We start from the raw sequence: 17,952 nt of genomic DNA on the forward strand, positions 1-17,952 counted from the left end.
CAAACAATCACAAATTAGGGTAATCGGGAAAAATCAATCGACGGTGCTTTTTTGAGCGGTTTTCGGGTAAAATCGGTATTGAGTGGGACATTGTCGTCAAAAAAACCGCAGTTTTTCAGGAAAAATTGCTTCTCACCGGCTTGTAAACCGCCCGCGTAATCCTGCCGAAAACCGGCCCGGGCGGTGGCGTCGCCGGTAAATTTGGCGCTTGCCAATTCCTGCCAGACGCCTTCTTTGCTCCGAACCCACTGGTTTCCAAAAGCCACCTGCCGCGACGTATTACCCGTATTCGGCATGAAATTCTCCAGAAACGAGTGGGGCGATTTGAGGTACGTCGTCGTTTTCGGGCGTTTAAAACTGGCGATCAACTGCCAGTCTTTGTCTTTAGCATCGGAGAAATAGGCGATGTAGGTGGTGTACCCGTTTTCCGTTGGTCGGCCCCGGAGCAAAAACCGGTAGGTTCGGCCCGCTTTCCAGGGATAGCGAAGGTAACTCTGGCCACCGGACCCTTCGTTGCCGAAATCGTTGGTCGTTACGCCCTCACCTTTTTTCTCCAGCAAGATTTTCTGATCGTCGGGAATGTCTTTCGGATTGTCGGTTTTGAACGGACTCCAGACCGAGAATAAAATCCGCCGTTCGGTCGGCGAATTGACCTGCATCCCGAAATAGCCCTCCGCAAAACCGTTCGCCATGAAGTAGGAACCCAGCACGTCGTTGCCTTCCGGAACCGTGATTTCGTTGTAAAACCACTCCGAATCCGAATTGTCCGGGGTGGCATATTTCAGGTGAACCGACGGCCCGCGCCGGCCCCAATGAAAATAATTGCCCTGGTTGTTGCGGACAAAAACCGTCCTGTCATCGACTAAATCGCCACTGATACCGAGTTCACGAAGCTGCCCGAACACCGGGCCGGATTTGGTCAGGCCCTGTAAGTCAATCCGGACATAGCCCGGTTTTTGAACGGCCCATTCGCCGACGTAATAGTCCTTGTCAGTACTGCCGCTGGCCGAAAACTCGACGGCTTTATTCAATACACTCACCCGGATCTTGCTTTCGCCTTCCGGAACGCTCATCGTGGCCGATAGTTTCAGCGTTCCGGCGCGGTCGAACCGGATGTAGGTGGAAACGACACTTTCCGGATGGGTCCAGCCGGTCAGGCCGTCGTTGGTGATTTTTTCGGGAGAATGAGACGGTTTCGTTACCCAGGCGTTGCCGCCGATGGGAACCGACCGGCGATTCGCATCGTGCGAATCGCCGGTCAGCGTGAAAAACCAGGTACTCACTAAAAAAAGGATTGGATTTAGGATAGTCATTCGAAGGTCACTACAAGGGGTTCTGTTTCAGGTTGGAATTTAGCACAATTTCCGCTTCAGGAATCAGGTGAACCACTTGTTTGTCGGTCGCCGGAACGGTTTGCTGGCCGGTTGTGGTGTTGTGATAACCGGGATAATTCCGAACCAGGCTCCGGCCGTTGCGGTAGAGGTCATACGCCCGGTGGCCCTCAAACGCCAGTTCCAGCCGACGTTCCTGCAACACCACGTCCAGAACCGTTGGCAATCCTTTCAGATCGGTTGCTGAATACAGTTCGGTGCCGGTCAGCCCCGCCCGTTGCCGAATCAGGTTGACATCCGCGATGGCTTTGTCCGTGGCCCCGGTTTTGGCGTAGGCTTCGGCCCGGTTCAGGTATACTTCCGAAAGCCGCAGCAGAATCGGTGAGCTGAGCGTCGCAATACCGCCCTGGTTGGAAAACTTCGTGACGTATACTTTGTCGATGCCGTTCCGCTTTTCCTGCGCTCCCTGCGCCGTCAGTTTCCGAACCAGAAACGTCCGTCGTTTGTCGTTCGCGTTTTTGTTCACCAGATCCTGATAGTCCTGCGACGCGTAAACCTCGCCCCAGCCGACGCCACCCGGTGAGGTGTAGAGCATCGAACCCAGTGAACTCCAGGCGCGGTCGTCTTTCAGCGTGTGTTTAATGGCCAGAATAACTTCCTTGTTCTGCTCATTTTCCACCGTGTAAAAATCGGGAACCTGCGTCGGGGTGGCCAGCGTAAACCGGTTTTCCGCCATCACCAGATCGGAGTATTTAATAGCGTTGGCATTGTCATTCATGTACAGATACACCCGCGAAAGCAGCGCGTTGGCGGCCGCAGCCGTGGCATAACTGCTGGTGCGCGTCACCGTCATCAGCTTGGCGGCTTTCTGCAACTCGCTGACCACAAACGCATAGACCTCTTTCACCGTCGCCCGGGCGGCATTGTCGTCGGCTTTTGTGTCGGTTTTGATGATTACGCCCAGATTCGTTTCCGGACTTTGGGCATACGGCCGTCCGAAAAGCCGGACCAGCTCGAAATGGACCATGGCGCGCAGAAAGATGTTCTCGCCCAGAATCTGATCCATTTCCTTCGATGTTCCTTCCTGAACGGCCGCAATCACTTTGTTGGCGCCGACAATAACCTGATAGGCTTTGCGGTAAATCTGGAGCGCGTTGGCCTGATCGGAGGTGTGCCGGTAGGTATACGTCAGAAAAAGCGCATCGGTAGTGGTTCCGCTGAGGGTCAGGTTGTCGCCCGGATATTCGTTCATAATGAACAGGTTACGGGTGTAGTCGGACTCTTTCAGGAAGGTGTAATTTCCGTCGGTAGCCGCCCGAAGCCCCTGCACCCCTTGCAGAATGGCCGACTCGGATAAACCGTTGTACGGGGTTGTATCAATTTCACAGGAGGTGGTTACCACCACACAGCCCAGCAACAAAAAGCGCGAAAGAGAGAAGTTCATGGGTGTTGATGATTAAAAGTTAAACTGGAGACCAAAAACCAATTTCCGGCTGAACGGGTATTTCGTACCCACTTCGCCCGTCTCGGTTACGTCCGGGTCGATACCGGAAAACTTCGTGATCGTGAACACGTTATCCGCCGAAACCGACAGCCGAACCCCATCCAGTTTGGCTCTGTTGACCAGCGCCGTTGGCAGGTCATACGTCAGGCTGATGTTCCGCAGACGAAGGTAGTTGCCGTTTTCCAGAAACCGGGATGAGGGGCGTTGCGCGTTGTTGTTCCCGCCGATGACGTACTTCGGATGCGTGGCAATGTCGCCGGGCTGCTCCCAGCGGCTCCAACCCTCCTGCAACGCCATGAGGTTATAGCGATCGTAGGCACCGTCGTTGTCGAACAGGTTCCGGTCGCCGTTGTAGAGAATAGAACCGGTGCTGTAGGTGAAGAAGGCGTTCAATTCCAGCCCTTTCCAGCTCAACACCTGCCGAAAACCGCCGAACAGTTTGGGGTTGGCGTTGTTGCCGATAAACTGGATGGTCGCATCGTTGTAGTTGTTCGTCGTGGTGCTGGTGCCGTCGGTGCCCACTTTTTCCCAGAGCGGTCCACCGGTTTGCGGATCGACGCCCATCCACCGGCGCAGATACCAACTGTTGAGCGGCCGATCGAGGGCGTAAGGGCGTTGGCCGTTGGCCACCAGAACGCGGTCGCCGTAAAGCGCGGTTACGGTGTTTCGGTTCATCCCCGCATTGATGTCCATGCGCCATTTTAGGGCGGTTTTCTGCAAAATGTCGGCCGATAAAACCACTTCAAGACCTTTGTTTCGAACCGCGCCTACGTTTTCCGTAATGAACGTGTAACCGCTGGTGGCCTGGAGCGGGCGGTTAAATAATAAGTTATTGGTCAGGCGGTTGTAGAGATCAACGGTGAGCGAAAGGCGGTTCCACAAACTGGCGTCGATTCCGAAGTTGGTATTGTTCGATACTTCCCACGACAGGTTCGGGTTTTCGATGCGGGTTGGGTAGGCGGATGGAATACCGGCGTATTGGCCTGTCAGGTTATACAGGCCCTGCGACGCATAATCGTTGATGCCATCGGCGTTGCCGGTGGTTCCGTAGCTCAACCGGAATTTGAGGTTGGTCAGCAGCGGATTGCTGCGCAGAAAGGCTTCGTTGGAGGCATTCCAGGTCAGGCCGACGGCGTAGAAGTTGCCGTATTTCTTATCCCGACCGAATTTGGACGAACCGTCCCGGCGGAACGAGGTTGTAACGAGGTATTTATCCTGGTAGCCGTAGTTGGCCTGAAACAGATACGAGGAGAACGCGTTGTCGGTTTTGGTTCCGCCGATGGTTTCGGGTTGCGAGGTTGCATCCAGAATGCTCAGGCCGGAGAAAATGCCTTTTCCGGTGGCCGCCAGCGATTCATAGTAGTAGGTCTGGTATTCGTAACCCGCCAAACCGTCCAGCGTATGCCCGCCGTTGAAACTATGCCGGAAGCGCAACAGGTTCGACGTCAGTAAGGTATAATCGCGGGTGTTGGTTCTGGCCAGCCGTCCCTGCACATCCAGGGCGCTGGGGCCACGCATGTCCTGACTGCTTTCACTGCCGTAATAACTGGTTTGGGCGCGGTTGGTGGTCGTCAGCGTCAGCCAGGGCAATACGTCGTACTCGGCTTTGAACAACAAGTCGCCCGACAGCGTATTTTCCTTGAACGTGTTGAACTGGCGGTTATAAATGAAGTTGGCATTATCGCGGCCATACCATTTTTTGGCACCGGTTACGGGGTTGTAGGGTTGTCCGTTGTAGTACGGATCGTCGTAGGGCAGGTACGTATAAGCCGCATAAAGACCGCCGTTGCTGTTGTCGTAGCCGCGCGTCGACAACCCGGCCCCGTTGACATTCACCCGGAATTTATCGCTGATGTTGTGGCTGAAGTTCAGCCGTGCGCCAAACCGGTCGAGGCCGGTTCCCTGCAAAATGCCCTGCTCCTTGTAGTAGTTCCCGCTCAGGAAGAACTTGGTTTTGTCGCTACCGCCCGAGGCACTCAGTTCCGCGAGCGTGTTGCTGGCCGTCCGGAAAGCCTGATCGAACCAGTTGGTATTGGCGTTGGCTTCCGGCGTGGGCAGATAATCGTTCAGAACGCCCGTTGGCCGGTCGCGCTGAAATACTTTTTTCTGCAAGTCATACAGTTGCGGACCGTCCAGCAACCGGAAATTGCCCAGGCTCAGCGTGCCGACGCCCTGATTCAGCCGGGCAGTCAGGCGGGTTTTGCCGGACACACCCCGGCGGGTGGTGATGACAATGACCCCATTGGACGCCCGCGCTCCGTACAGAGCCGTTGCCGAGGCATCTTTCAACACGGTGATCGATTCGATGTCGCTGGGGTTGGGAAGCCCGCCAATGACACCATCGACCACATAAAGCGGATTAGAACTGGCCGTGAGCGTGCCGACACCCCGAACGAGTACTTTGGGCGTACTGCGCGGGTCGCCGGAACTGTTGCCGACGAAGACGCCGGCCGCTTTGCCTTGCAGCATCTGGCCGACGCTGTTGGCCGTCACGTCTTTCAATTCTTTGGCCGTCACCACCTGCGCCGAACCCGTCAGGTTGCGCTGGTTAGTAGTGGTATAGCCCATCACGACCACCTCATCGAGCATGGTGTCGGCTTTTTTGAGGGCAATCTCGACCGTCGTGCGGTTTCCGACCGTTACGGTGGTTCCCTGGTAGCCAATGGAACTGATTTCCAGCACGTCCGTTGGCGTCGTTCGAACTGTGAAGGTGCCTTTGTCGTCGGTGGTGGTGCCCTGCGTGGTGCCGCGGACGATGATGGTGGCGCCCGGCAGTGGTTGCCCGGCATCGTCGCGGATGGTGCCCCGCAGGCTTGACTGCGCATAACCGCAAACGGTTACCGAGAGCCATAGGAGTAAACTTACGGAAAGCTGTTTCATGGGTTGGAAGATTGATAAAGTGGAGCGTAAAAAATCAGAAGGTCAAGGGCTTAGGGCATTCGGTAAAGACAAGCGAAGGGTAGCCTGGTCAAAACCGGACGGTTTTGACCAGGTGGAATAGTTGAGCAAATCAGATCAGTAAATTTCGTTCAGGCCGAAAATGGGGCGGTTCGTCTTCCATTTTCCCCGGGTGAAATCCGGGATTTCGATGGGTTTGCTGCCCTGCGCAATGGATTGTTCGGATAACGGACTGATGGCACTCCAGACGGCGGCATCGTAGACGTCGATCGGTGGAGCGGTTTGGGCTTTGATGGATTCGATGAAGGCCCGCATCACGAAAAAGTCGATCCCGCCGTGGCCGCCACTCTGGGCCGTTTGGCCGTGTTGTTTCCAGAGCGGGTGGTCGTATTTATCCTGGTAGGCCGCGAACGGTTCCCACTGGTGCGGTTTCGGGCTGGTTCCTTCCAGGTAAATCGTTTTGCCGTCGTCCATCCAGATGCCCTGCGTTCCCTGCGCCCGGAAACCGAGTGAATAGGGGCGGGGGGAGTTCGTGTCGTGCATGATGACGATGTTCTCGCCATTCTCGCAATTGACCACGGTGGTAACCACATCGCCCAGCTTGAAATTGACCTTGGCGTTGGGATGATCGGGCCCACCTTTATCGACCACATATTTGTGCAGGCTCCGGGCTTTGGTGGCGGTTGAGGTCAGGGACAAAAACCGGTTGCCCCGGTTGATGTTCAGCCAGTGAGCGACTGGCCCCAGACCGTGCGTGGGGTACAAATCACCATTACGATCGACGGAGTGCTGGGTCCGCCAGCGGGCTTCGGAATACCCTTTGGCCCCAAATTCCACCCCTTCTTTACCCATGCCGCCATTGAACTTGACATTCCGCAGGTCGTGCTGGTACCCGCAGTGGGCATACAGCATTTCGCCGAACATACCCTGACGAATCATATTCAAAACCGCCAGCACATCGCGCCGGTAGCAGACGTTTTCCAGAATCATGCAATGCGACCCGGTTTTTTCGAACGTATTGACCAGATCCCAGGATTCTTTCAGGGTGACGGTCGCCGATACTTCCACTCCGGCATATTTCCCGGCTTTCATGGTGGCAACGGCCATCGGCACGTGCCATTCCCAGGGGGTGGCAATCACGACGCCGTCGATGTCGTCGCGCTTGAGCATGTTCACAAAATCCTCACCACCTTTCGTGAAAGCAACCGGCACTTTTTTGCCGCTTTTTTCGATCATGGCGTTGGTGCGGCTGATGGCTTCCGGGTCGGGATCGCAGATGGCCGTGATCACCACATCGTCGCGGAAAAGGGCCTGGCGGACGTGGCTGCGACCCCGCGAACCGACCCCGATAAAAGCGAGACGGACCTGTGACAAAGCCGACGGTTTCGAAGCGGCTGCGGCCGGTTCGAACAGCGAAGGAATAAAGGGCGCAGCAGCGGTGCTGAGGGCGGCCGTACGCAGAAAATTTCGGCGGGAAGAAACAGGCATAGGGGGAGTTAGCTGAGTGGACGAATGCGTTAGGTTGAGGGTTCAGGTTCAATTCCATGCTGAAATTGGCGAAAAGCCGACAACCGATCAATCAAAACCGGAGCTTCAGGGCTCTGATTCTGACGGTTTTGGCCTGCGCAAACGTTTGTTCAGACCTGCGCAAACGTTTGTGCAAAACCGAAGGAAATTTTGCGTTTTTTAGGAATAAGAGTAAATTGTAAGGCTGAACAGGACGCGCGATGAAGGATGTTATTACGATTAAGGAGATTGCCCGGCAATTGCATGTGTCGCCATCCACCGTGTCCAGGGCTTTGCAGAACCACCCCCGCATCAGCGCACACACCCGCGATGCCGTTCATGCGCTGGCCGATCAGTTGAAATACCTGCCCAGTACGACGGCCCGCAATCTCCAGCGGGGCCGGACGGGCGTGATCGGGATGGTGTTGCCGGAAATTCGGGAGAATTTTTTCTCGGAAGTGATCAATGGCGTGGAAGAACTGGCGTTTGAACACCAGGTGACGGTGGCCCTCTACCAATCGCACGACCGGTTCGACCGCGAGAAGCAGATTCTGACCGTGCTGGCTTCCAATCGGGTGGATGGCGTGTTGCTGTCGGTTGCCAAAGAAACCCAGCAGACCCACCACATTCAGGAATTACTGGATCGCCAGATTCCGCTGGTGTTGTTCGACCGCATTCCGCCCCACATTGCGGCTCACCGGGTCGAGTGTAATATGGAGAAAGGGGCCTATGAAGCCACCAAATGGCTGGCCCGGCGCGGTCATCGACGCATTGCGCTGCTGAACGGCCCCCACGCCCTGATCGCCAGCGAGGAGCGGTATCGGGGGTATATCACGGCCTTGGTGGAAGAAGGATTGCCTGTCGAAAACGCCCTGATCAAGCGCAGTGATCTCACAACGCCGGAAACCGTCCTGAAAATGAATCAGCTTTTGTCATCGCCCACCCGGCCGGATGCGGTCTTGACGTTCAACGATTATGTCGCGCTGGATGCCATGCAGGTGTGCCGCAGTTACGGTCTGGTCGTCAATCAGGATATTTCGTTTGTCAGTTTTGCCAATCTGCCGCTCAATACCTACCTCGAACACCCACCCCTGGCATCGGTCGAACAGCATCCGTACCAGATCGGGTTTATGGCAGCTGAAATTCTTCTCAACGTGATCAACGGGAAGATTGCTCCAACGGATTTGCAAAATGTAATCCTGGAGCCCGAGCTAGTGGTTCGGGAGCAGAGTGCGGTTTTCTGAACGTAGCTTTTCTGACTAGGCTAATGTCAATAGTCGGCGACGTTTTTACATATAGGCATTTTACGTACCCCGGAGGGGTGTTCTGTTAATAGGAAAACGGTATCATCGATGGTTTTAAGCCCCGGCAGGGGCGACCTAAATCCTGGCGTTGTCAGGGCGCTCCTGCCGGAGCTTGAATGACTATTTATAGCGTTTTTCTATTGACAGAGCACCCCTCCGGGGTAATTAAAAAAACAGGACTATTGACATTGAACCCCTCCGGGGTAATTATAGACAGATCATTATCAGTCTGCGAGCACGTTCCGCCATTTCTCGTAGGCATCGCGGTAGGCTTCCTGCGCCCGCATATCCGGTTCGATGGTGCGCGTTACTTTCAAACCGGTGAAGGCTTCCTGGCGGTTTTTGTAAATACCGAGTCCCAATCCGGCACCCCGGGCCGCACCCTGTGCACCATCGGTATTGAAAAGCTGAATTTCGGCACCGGTCAGGTTCGCCAGCGTGTCGCGGAACAGCGGACTGAGGAACATGTTGGCTTCCCCGGCGCGAATGGTTTTCAGACCAACGCCCACTTGCTCCATGACCTGAATGCCGTAGTAAAACGAGAAGACAATGCCTTCCTGAGCAGCCCGAATCCAGTGGGGGAGGCTGTGGCGCGTCAGTTGCAAACCGTGGAATGAAGCGCCTAAATCGCGGTTTTCCAGCACGCGCTCGGCGCCGTTGCCAAAGGGCAAACACAGCAAACCGTCGGAACCGACGGGCGCGTGGGCCGCCAGATCGTTCATTTCGGCGTAACCAACCGAACCGCGAAGCAGGTGATTCCGCAGCCAGCTATTCAGAATGCCGGTGCCGTTGATGCAGAGCAGAACACCGTAGCGCGGGGCTTCCGGCGTGTGGCTGACGTGCAGAAAGGTGTTGACGCGGGATTGTGGATCGTATTTGGCCTGATCACTGACGCCGTAGACGACGCCCGACGTACCCGCCGTGGCGGCAATTTCGTTGGGTTCCAGTACGTTGAGCGAAAACGCGTTGTTGGGCTGGTCGCCCGCGCGGTAGGTCACGGGCGTTCCGGTGGCCAGGCCCAACTCGCTGGCGGCCTTCGACGTCAGTTCGCCCTGGACGGAAAATGTCGGTTTGATGTCGGCAACGAGCGAGGGGTCGAATCCGAAATAATCCAGCAGAAAATCCGCCGGTTTTTCGTTCTGAAAATCCCACAGAATGCCTTCCGACAGCCCGGAGGGCGTCGTGACGATTTCGCCGGTCATGCGGGCGGCCAGGTAGTCGCCCGGCAGCATGAATTTATGAATTTTGCTGTAAATCGCGGGCTCGTTTTCCTTCACCCACGCCAGTTTGGCGGCCGTAAAGTTGCCCGGCGAGTTAAGCAGGTGTTGCAGACTTTTGGTCCGACCAACGGTTTCGAAGGCTTTTTCACCGTAGGAAACCGCCCGGCTGTCGCACCAGATGATGGACGGACGCAGCACGTTTAACTCCTTGTCGACAATCACCAGGCCGTGCATCTGGTACGAAATGCCGATGGCTTTCACGTCTTCCGGTTTCACGCCGGTTTTCGACAACACGGTTTTGGACGCCAGACAGGCATTTTTCCACCACGCATCGGGGTTTTGCTCGGCATAGCCCGGCAGGGGCGCGTCGATGGGCATTTCCGATTCGGGGAAAAAAGCGGAGGCCACCACCGCACCGGTTTCAACTTCGAGCAAACAGGCTTTTACGGACGAACTGCCGACATCAAATCCAAGGAGATACATGGGGTACGCAAGGTTCAGATACAAACGAGGTGCAAAGTACGCAGAGCGGAGAAGTTAGGCAAGCGATCAGGCTGCCGGGGCTTGTTAAGTCTCAGGTTGCGGTCTGGTTTGGCAGGTCGGCCAAGACAAAAACGGCCCTTGCCCTGCGGGCTTCCTGTCCATCCGGATCCATCGACACTGGGAAGGCAGCGAGACCGTACCCTTTCCTTCAAAAGTAAAAAGTCCCCGATTGTCACAGCAACCGGGGACTTTTTACTTTTGAAATTGCTATTTTACTCCCTGATTCCCACCAGGTTCAGCATGAACGCGTATTCCAACGCAATCTCTTTCAAGGCTTCAAACCGCCCCGATGCCCCACCGTGGCCAGCTTCCAGATTGGTGTGCAGCAGGAGCTGATTGGTGTCGGTTTTCATGGTGCGGAGTTTGGCAACCCATTTGGCCGGTTCCCAGTATTGCACCTGCGAGTCGTGTAAACCGGTCATCACCAGCATGTTCGGGTAGGCTTGCTCCTTCACATTGTCGTAAGGTGAATACGACAGCATGTAATCGTAGTATTTCTTGATCTTCGGATTGCCCCATTCTTCAAACTCGCCGGTCGTCAGCGGAATGCTTTCGTCGAGCATGGTTGTGACCACATCGACAAACGGCACCGACGCCACGACGCCCCGGTACAATTGCGGTTTTTGGTTTACAACCGCACCCATCAGCAAACCGCCCGCGCTGCCGCCCATCGCAAACAGCTTGTCGGCGCTCGTATAGTTGTGCTGAATCAAATAATCCGAAACGTCCACAAAGTCGTTGAAGGTGTTTTTCTTCTTGAGCATTTTGCCGTTGTCGTACCACTTCCGGCCCATTTCCTGACCACCCCGAATGTGGGCAATGGCGAACAGAAAACCGCGGTCGAGCAGGCTCAGGCGCGTGGAGCTAAAACCGGGGTCGGTCGAATAACCGTAGGAACCGTAAGAATATTGCAGCAGCGGAGCGGAACCGTCTTTGGGCGTGTCTTTTCGGTGGACAATCGAAACCGGAATTCGGGCACCATCGCGGGATTTGACGAAAAACCGCTCCGACGTGTAGTTCGCCGGATCAAAACCACCCAGCACTTCCTGCTGTTTCATCAGCGTTTTTTCCTTCGTTTCCATGTTGTAATCGAAGGTCGAGCTGGGCGTCGTCAGCGACGAATAACCGAAACGCAGGGTAGTGGAATTGAAATCCGGGTTATAGCCAATCCCGGCCACATAAGCCGGTTCGCCAAAATCCAGGTAATGTTCTTCCTTGTTCCGGCGATCGATCACCCGCAGATGAATCAATCCCTCTCTGCGTTCGCCCAGAACCAGGTGGTTTTTGAAGACATCCAGTTGCTGTAAATAAACGTGGTGGCGGTGCGGAATGACTTCTTTCCAGGCCGACCGGTCGTTGGTTTTGGTTTCCTTCGCTTCCATCAGCCGGAAGTTTTCGGCTTTCCAGTTCGTTCGGACGTAGAAGCTCGTTTCCAGGTGCTGAATGTCGTATTCGTGGCCTTTTTCGCGGGGCAGAAAAACGACAAACTCGCCCGTCGGGTTGCTCGCTTCCAAAAGCCGGTATTCCGTCGCCACGCCGTTGTGGTCAGACACCACGGCGATGTATTTTTTCGACTTCATGCGGCCCAGGCCCATGTAAAACTGGTTGTCCGTTTCTTCGTAAAGCAGCACGTCCTGCGCCGGATCGGTGCCCAGCACGTGCCGGTATACCTGATAGCCCAGCAGCGTTTGCGGGTCTTTCCGGATGTAGAAAAGTGTCTGGTTATCAGCCGCCCAGGCGTAGCTGCCGCCTTCGGTGTCGGGAATGGCATCCGGGTAAATCTCCCCGGTTTTCAGGTTTTTGATGCGCAGCGTATACATCCGCCGACTAACGGTATCTTCGCCGTAGGCCACCAGTTCATCATTGTCCGACACTTCCAGGCCGCCGATGTTGTAGTACGAATACGGTTTTGCCATTTCGTTGACATCCAGCATGATTTCCTCTTCGGCGTCCAGCGAACCGGGTTTCCGGCAATACACGGGGTATTCACCCCCTTCGACAAACTTGGTATAATAGTAATAGTTGCCTTCCTTATAGGGTACCGATTCGTCCTGCTGTTTGATGCGGCCTTTCATTTCCTCAAACAGCTTCTCCCGAAAGTCTTTGACGGGTGCCAATACGTCTTCCAGATGCGCATTTTCGGCTTTCAGGTAGTCGATCACCTCGGGATTTTCCCGTTCGTTGAGCCAGTAGTAATTGTCGATCCGGGTGTGGCCGTGAGTGGTCAGTTCGGTCGGTTTGATGGCCGCCTGGGGCAAAACCGGTGTCGTCTGCGCGTTTGTCATAGAATTCGATGGGACTGAATACGAAACCCAATAACACCTTTTTTTCAGGATTCGTTGAGGTGTTTCGATTTGGGCAAGAAACTTAAAGTTTTTTCGCCACTTACGCGGCATTCCCTCGCTTTTTTGTTATTTTGAGGAGTTATACGGATATCCTCACTATGCGAAAAAAAGTCTACGCTTATCTGCTGCTTTCTGGCGGTATTTGTTTGCTGAGTGCCTACACACTGAAAAAAAAGGGTGACCGGATCGACGAAGGACAAACCCGCCCAACGCTGGAAAAAGTTTTTGCCAAAATCAATCAGGAAGTACTGCAAAACAGCCGGGTTTTTGAAACCCTCACCGATGCCACGCAAAAAATTGGCCACCGGCTGACGGGCAGTGCCAACGGAAGCCGCGCGGAGGAATATACCTATAACCTGCTGAAGCAATACGGCTATTCGGATACGAAATATGCCCCTTTTGAAGTGGAATCGTGGATGCGCGACACAGTGACGCTGGCGGTGGTACCCCGGAAAAGCGATAATTTCCGGGATGTCGAAGTGGTTGCCCTGGCGCATTCGCCCGTTGAAGCCCACGTTCAGGGGGAAATCATTGACATTGGCAACGGGCTGGAAGGTGATTTTGCGGCACTGAAAGACCGGATCAAAGGGAAAATTGCGCTGGTGAACATCGGTCTGGCGGCTCCCACGAAGGGCGCCCGGAACCTCCACCGCTCCGAAAAAACCGCTCTCGCCATTCAGCATGGGGCCATTGGTGTGATTATGGTCAATCTGGTGCCGGGCAATGTGCTGCTGACCGGAACGGCCTCCGTAACCGGCAAGCTCATTCCGGTTCCATCGGTGTGCATTTCGCTGGAAAGTGGTCAGGAAATCCGCCAGTGGATGCAGGAGCAGAAAAACCTGCAGGCGGTGATCGACATGACCAACGTGAGCCGAAAAATCCGGGCGCGGAACGTCGTCGCAACGCTGAAAGGGTCGCAGTTTCCCGACGAAAAAATCATCATTGGCGGCCATCTCGACTCCTGGGATCTGGCCACGGGCGCCATCGACAACGGCATTGGCTCGTTCTCCATTCTCGACATTGCCCGCACGTTCAAAGCCCTGAAAATAAAGCCGAAACGCACCATCGAGTTTGTGATGTTCATGGGCGAGGAGCAGGGCTTGCTGGGTTCGCGCAGTCTGGTGGACGATTTGAAAAAAAGCGGCCAGTTGGACAACGTCCGGTACATCCTGAATCTGGACATGACCAACGACCCGAGCGGTTTTAATGCTTTTGGCCGGAGCGAAATGGTGCCTTTCCTGACTGAAATTGGCGAAACGGTCAAGCTGGTCGAACCGGGTTTCCAGAATACGGTATCGAATCAGGCCGGGTTGCACAGTGATCATCAGCCGTTTATGATGGAAGGCGTGCCGGTGGTCGGCATGAGTGGTCATCTGGACCGGAACGTGCTGGATTGTTACCACGCCAATTGTGACAACATGAATCTGGTCAACAAAGACCAGTTGAAAAATACTGTCCGTTATTCGGCGATGTTGCTCTACGCGCTCGCCAACGCCGATGCAATTCCGACGCAACGCATGGACGACACCAAAACCCGCGATTTCCTGATTGCGCAGGGCCTCAGGACGCCCCTGCAAATCGCGAACGAATGGCGCTGGAAGGAGTAAGTTCCCTTTCCAATAAAACGCATCAGATTGAGCGCCCCCGTTAAACCGGTTTCGGTTTAACGGGGGCGTTTTTTTGGTTATGCGATCAAAATTTTGACCACTATTTTGGGGTTGCACTAGCCCAATCGCGCCCTTTTGTCGTATTGATTTCAGCCTTAGCGCATTGCCATGCGTACAAGCCTGCATTTTCTCCTTTCTAAACCCTCTTTTTATGGAAGACAACCACGCTACTGCGGAAGATTCCGGTCGTCGGAATTTCCTGAAAACGTCGTCACTGGCGGCTACTTCTTTTCTGATCGTTCCCCGGCATGTCCTGGGAAAAGGCTTCATCGCCCCCAGCGATAAACTGAACATTGCCGGGATTGGCGTAGGCGGAAAAGGGAAAAGCGACCTGGCATCGTTTGCCAAAAGTCCTCATGTGAACATTGTCGCGCTCTGCGATGTGGATGACCGTCAGGCGGTTGACTCCCGCTCCAAATATCCCAAAGCGACGTATTACAAGGATTTTCGGGAAATGCTGTCGAAAGAACGCAAGAACATCGATGCCTGCTCCATTTCGACGCCCGACAACACCCACGCTGTGGCTACGCTGGCCGCGATGCAACTGGGCAAACACGTGTATACCCAAAAACCGCTGACGCACGATATCTACGAATCCCGGATTCTGGGGCAGGCGGCTAAAAAATACAAGGTAATCACCCAGATGGGTAACCAGGGCGGTTCGGGCAACGGCGTTCGACGGATGAAAGAAATCTACGATGCCGGCACGATTGGCGAGGTGCATAAAGTGCTGGCCTGGACCAACCGCCCGGTTTGGCCACAAGCCGTTCCAACCGATCAGTCGTACGAGATTCCGAAAGAACTGGACTTTGATCTGTGGCTGGGTCCTGCCAAAAAAGTGCCGTACAATCAGTCGTATCTGCCGTGGAACTGGCGGGGCTGGTGGCCGTATGGAACGGGTGCGCTCGGCGATATGGCCTGCCACATTCTGGACCCGGTTTTCCGGATTTTGCCGCTCGATTATCCCAATTCGGTAGAATGCAGCGTGGCCGGTACCTGGACCTTTACGCTCCGCGAACAGGATCATAACCCGGACTGGACGCCGTTCTCGTCGTCGATTCACCTGAATTATCCCCGGAAAGACAACAAAGGCGACATTAAACTAAGCTGGTATGACGGCGGCATTTTACCCGAACTCCCGGAAGAACTCCAGCCGGGCGAAGCCTTCGGGAATTCCGACGGGGGCGTGTTGTTCATTGGGTCGAAAGGGAAACTGATGGCCGACTGTTACGGTGCCAATCCGCGACTGCTGCCGTTGAAAGCCAACGAGACGCTTAACATTCCGGAAACCATTGCCCGTGTGCCAAACGAAGATCACTATCTGCAATGGGTCGATGCCTGCATCGCCGGGTATGGCAAAGGCGTAACGAGTTCGCCGTTCGAATACGCTGCGCCGTTTGCCGAAAGCATTCTGATCGGGAATCTGGCCCTGCGGAGCTGGATGCTGCGCGACAATCCGACGGCGAAACGCTCGGCGGATCGGTATAATGGCCGGAAAAAGCTGCTTTGGGATGCTGCCAACATGAAAATCACGAATTACGACCTGGCCAACCAGTATGTGAAGCGGGAGTATCGGGAGGGTTGGAGTTTGGTGGTGTAAGCCTTATGAAGAGCAGTACTAAGAATCGGTTATTGTAGGTAATCCTGATGTCAGCTTGGGAAAGAGCGTAATTAGTCTTCTTTCTCAGGCTGATTCAGCATCTGATACAACTCTTCCGTATTGAGAACCCGGTTAAAGCCCAATGCCTGCAAATGGGTGGTCAGTTTTTTATCTCCAGTCCAGAGCCATCCACCGGTCTGCAAGGTCAGAGCAACGTAACTGATATCGAAATGATCAACATTGGTTGTAAGGCGTTCCGCTTCTTGCCAATGGTGAGGCTCAATCAGGCTTTCATTATATAGTTTCAAATTACCAATGAGCATAGAGAGATCATCGATTACGTCCTCAAGCGGCTTTTTGGCGTATTTGACGATTTTTGGCTGGTGTTTGAATAGCTCGACTACTGCATAATGGCAACTGACGCGTCGGAGCGAGAGAGAAGGATCAGTCAGAAGGCGTGCTATTCTGCCGTTGGCTGAAATTAGGGCGCTAAACAAAATATTCGCATCAACGGTAACAATCATGGAATGAAACGATGCTTGTTTTCTTTCCACCATTTCGTGTCCACTTCCCGTGCTAATTCTGTAGCTTGTTCTTCTGTTCCCTGGTTGCTGGCATTGGATTCCAGAAATCTAAAATAATTGACAAACTTCTGCACTTCCTCCATGTCAATTAAGGAACTGTTGAGTCGAATGACTATTTCATTATTTTGACGCTCAATGACCATAATTTTCTCTTTTTACAAAGATAGCATTTTGAGCGGAGTCCTTTTGCGTTCTTTGCCGCTGAAAGTGGTTATTGGCCAGCAGAAAACGCAAGCGCCGATGTCCCGTCCGTGATCCGCACCGGATAGCATTTTAACGCAATGTTGAAGGCTTCCTGATAAACCGTACTCATGCGGCTAATAAACGCATCGACAGCTTCGCGTTCGACCATGTTGATGGTGCAGCCGCCAAAACCACCCCCCATCATCCGCGCGCCCAAAACCGCAGCGTCCTGCCGCGTCTGGTCAACCAGAAAATCCAGTTCCGGGCAACTGACTTCGTAGTCGTGCTGCAAACCTTCGTGGGTTTCGTACATCTTCCGGCCAAAAGCGGCCAGATCGTTTTGCAGTAAAAATTCGCAGGCTTCCCGGACGCGCTGAATTTCTTCGGTCACATACCGGCAGCGTTGGTAAACCTTGCCCGGCATTTCGTCGCGGTGGGCGTCCACCAGTTCTGTGGTGGCGTCGCGCAGCAGGCGGATGTCCGATTGGTATTTTTGCAAAATGGCAACCCCGGTTTCGCATTCTTCCCGCCGGGTGTTGTATTCACTGTCGCCGAGGGAATGTTTTACGCCCGTATCGCACAAAATCAGGGCGTAATCGGTGGTCTGGAACGGGAAATATTCGTGGTGCAGCGATTGGCAATCCAGTTGAATCACCGACTGTTCGCGCCCAAACATGGAGGCAAACTGATCCATGATGCCGCAATTGACCCCAACAAACTGATTTTCGGCGCGTTGGCTGAATTTCACCATGTCGATGGTCGAAAGGCCCAGACCAAACAGTTCATTCAGGCCGAACGCCAGCCCGCATTCCAGCGCAGCCGACGACGATAAACCCGCCCCGGAGGGAATGTTTCCGCCAAAAACCAGGTCAAAACCGCCCGGCTGATGCCCGGCTTTCTGCAACTGATCGACCACGCCCATCAGGTAATTGGGCCAGCCCAGCGGAGACTGCGTAAAATCGTCGAGCGCGAAGGAAAAGGATTGATTCAAATTTTCGGCAACGATACGACCCGTCCGGTCGGAGCGCCGGGCGATGGCGAAGATAATTTCCTTGTCGATGCTGGCGGGCAGCACCAGGCCACCGTTGTAGTCCGTGTGTTCGCCCAGCAGGTTAATCCGGCCCGGCCCGCGCAGCAGCAACGCCGGTTGCCGGTTAAATTCCTTCCGAAAAACAGCCTCAATCTGGTGAATGTAAGGATGCTGAGCAATCATAGTATGAGTGTTAAGGGACTTTTTTATTAACAGAGATTCCAATTCGGTTCCAAA

Annotated in this window: 12 protein-coding genes; 3 read left to right on the top strand and 9 right to left on the bottom strand. The window is 54.4% G+C overall.

Annotation, left to right across the window (positions count from 1 at the left end; translation table 11 throughout):
- Positions 1 to 14: 14 nt before the first annotated feature.
- From F0P93_RS17010 to F0P93_RS17025, 4 genes are all read right to left on the bottom strand, one after another.
- Positions 15 to 1,283, bottom strand: a complete 1,269-nt coding sequence (locus F0P93_RS17010) for a DUF3472 domain-containing protein (protein WP_225309519.1) — start codon at positions 1,281 to 1,283, stop codon at positions 15 to 17.
- A gap of 40 nt (positions 1,284 to 1,323) precedes the next feature.
- A complete protein-coding gene (locus F0P93_RS17015) occupies positions 1,324 to 2,775 on the bottom strand; it encodes a RagB/SusD family nutrient uptake outer membrane protein (RefSeq protein ID WP_150877991.1) in 1,452 nt (483 codons plus the stop codon).
- Between the two features lie 12 nt (positions 2,776 to 2,787).
- Positions 2,788 to 5,715 carry a SusC/RagA family TonB-linked outer membrane protein gene (locus F0P93_RS17020; protein WP_150877993.1) on the bottom strand — a complete coding sequence of 976 codons (2,928 nt, stop codon included), beginning with the start codon at positions 5,713 to 5,715 and terminating at the stop codon, positions 2,788 to 2,790.
- Positions 5,716 to 5,850: 135 nt separating this feature from the next.
- A complete protein-coding gene (locus F0P93_RS17025; protein WP_150877995.1) occupies positions 5,851 to 7,221 on the bottom strand; it encodes a Gfo/Idh/MocA family protein in 1,371 nt (456 codons plus the stop codon).
- Between the two features lie 239 nt (positions 7,222 to 7,460).
- Here F0P93_RS17025 and F0P93_RS17030 point away from each other — a divergent pair, with 239 nt between their 5' ends.
- Positions 7,461 to 8,483 carry a LacI family DNA-binding transcriptional regulator gene (locus F0P93_RS17030; protein ID WP_150877997.1) on the top strand — a complete coding sequence of 341 codons (1,023 nt, stop codon included), beginning with the start codon at positions 7,461 to 7,463 and terminating at the stop codon, positions 8,481 to 8,483.
- Positions 8,484 to 8,767: 284 nt separating this feature from the next.
- Here the strand turns inward: F0P93_RS17030 and F0P93_RS17035 are convergent, their stop codons facing one another.
- A complete protein-coding gene (locus F0P93_RS17035) occupies positions 8,768 to 10,246 on the bottom strand; it encodes a xylulokinase (protein WP_150877999.1) in 1,479 nt (492 codons plus the stop codon).
- A 272-nt stretch (positions 10,247 to 10,518) separates the two neighbouring features.
- Complete coding sequence (locus F0P93_RS17040) at positions 10,519 to 12,591, bottom strand: S9 family peptidase (protein ID WP_150878001.1); 2,073 nt, start codon at positions 12,589 to 12,591, stop codon at positions 10,519 to 10,521.
- 158 nt (positions 12,592 to 12,749) lie between these two features.
- On the opposite strand from F0P93_RS17040, the gene F0P93_RS17045 reads away from it, so the two are divergent.
- Positions 12,750 to 14,258 (top strand): M20/M25/M40 family metallo-hydrolase, encoded by a 1,509-nt coding sequence (locus tag F0P93_RS17045; RefSeq protein WP_150878003.1) that lies wholly within the window; start codon positions 12,750 to 12,752, stop codon positions 14,256 to 14,258.
- 211 nt (positions 14,259 to 14,469) lie between these two features.
- Positions 14,470 to 15,918, top strand: coding sequence for a Gfo/Idh/MocA family protein (locus tag F0P93_RS17050; RefSeq protein WP_150878005.1), 1,449 nt, complete (start codon positions 14,470 to 14,472; stop codon positions 15,916 to 15,918).
- Positions 15,919 to 15,989: 71 nt separating this feature from the next.
- Here the strand turns inward: F0P93_RS17050 and F0P93_RS17055 are convergent, their stop codons facing one another.
- From F0P93_RS17055 to galK, 3 genes are all read right to left on the bottom strand, one after another.
- Complete coding sequence (locus F0P93_RS17055; protein ID WP_150878007.1) at positions 15,990 to 16,442, bottom strand: PIN domain-containing protein; 453 nt, start codon at positions 16,440 to 16,442, stop codon at positions 15,990 to 15,992.
- Positions 16,439 to 16,645 (bottom strand): hypothetical protein, encoded by a 207-nt coding sequence (locus tag F0P93_RS17060; protein ID WP_138992612.1) that lies wholly within the window; start codon positions 16,643 to 16,645, stop codon positions 16,439 to 16,441. The genes F0P93_RS17055 and F0P93_RS17060 overlap by 4 nt, the downstream gene beginning before the upstream one ends.
- Before the next feature lie 68 nt (positions 16,646 to 16,713).
- Positions 16,714 to 17,898: a galactokinase gene (gene galK, locus F0P93_RS17065; RefSeq protein WP_150878009.1), complete on the bottom strand. Its 1,185-nt coding sequence runs from the start codon at positions 17,896 to 17,898 to the stop codon at positions 16,714 to 16,716.
- Positions 17,899 to 17,952: the final 54 nt, after the last annotated feature.

Origin of the sequence: Larkinella humicola, assembly GCF_008727875.1 — a bacterium.
In the GTDB taxonomy this organism is placed as follows: Bacteria; Bacteroidota; Bacteroidia; order Cytophagales; family Spirosomataceae; genus Larkinella; species Larkinella humicola.

What these genes read in the sequence shown, in the direction of transcription:
- F0P93_RS17015 (WP_150877991.1), bottom strand. Translation starts at nt 2,775, where the DNA reads ATGAACTTCTCTCTTTCGCGCTTTTTGTTGCTGGGCTGTGTGGTGGTA.
- F0P93_RS17020 (WP_150877993.1), bottom strand. Translation starts at nt 5,715, where the DNA reads ATGAAACAGCTTTCCGTAAGTTTACTCCTATGGCTCTCGGTAACCGTT.
- F0P93_RS17025 (WP_150877995.1), bottom strand. Translation starts at nt 7,221, where the DNA reads ATGCCTGTTTCTTCCCGCCGAAATTTTCTGCGTACGGCCGCCCTCAGC.
- F0P93_RS17030 (WP_150877997.1), top strand. Translation starts at nt 7,461, where the DNA reads ATGAAGGATGTTATTACGATTAAGGAGATTGCCCGGCAATTGCATGTG.
- F0P93_RS17035 (WP_150877999.1), bottom strand. Translation starts at nt 10,246, where the DNA reads ATGTATCTCCTTGGATTTGATGTCGGCAGTTCGTCCGTAAAAGCCTGT.
- F0P93_RS17040 (WP_150878001.1), bottom strand. Translation starts at nt 12,591, where the DNA reads ATGACAAACGCGCAGACGACACCGGTTTTGCCCCAGGCGGCCATCAAA.
- F0P93_RS17045 (WP_150878003.1), top strand. Translation starts at nt 12,750, where the DNA reads ATGCGAAAAAAAGTCTACGCTTATCTGCTGCTTTCTGGCGGTATTTGT.
- F0P93_RS17050 (WP_150878005.1), top strand. Translation starts at nt 14,470, where the DNA reads ATGGAAGACAACCACGCTACTGCGGAAGATTCCGGTCGTCGGAATTTC.
- F0P93_RS17055 (WP_150878007.1), bottom strand. Translation starts at nt 16,442, where the DNA reads ATGATTGTTACCGTTGATGCGAATATTTTGTTTAGCGCCCTAATTTCA.
- F0P93_RS17060 (WP_138992612.1), bottom strand. Translation starts at nt 16,645, where the DNA reads ATGGTCATTGAGCGTCAAAATAATGAAATAGTCATTCGACTCAACAGT.
- galK (WP_150878009.1), bottom strand. Translation starts at nt 17,898, where the DNA reads ATGATTGCTCAGCATCCTTACATTCACCAGATTGAGGCTGTTTTTCGG.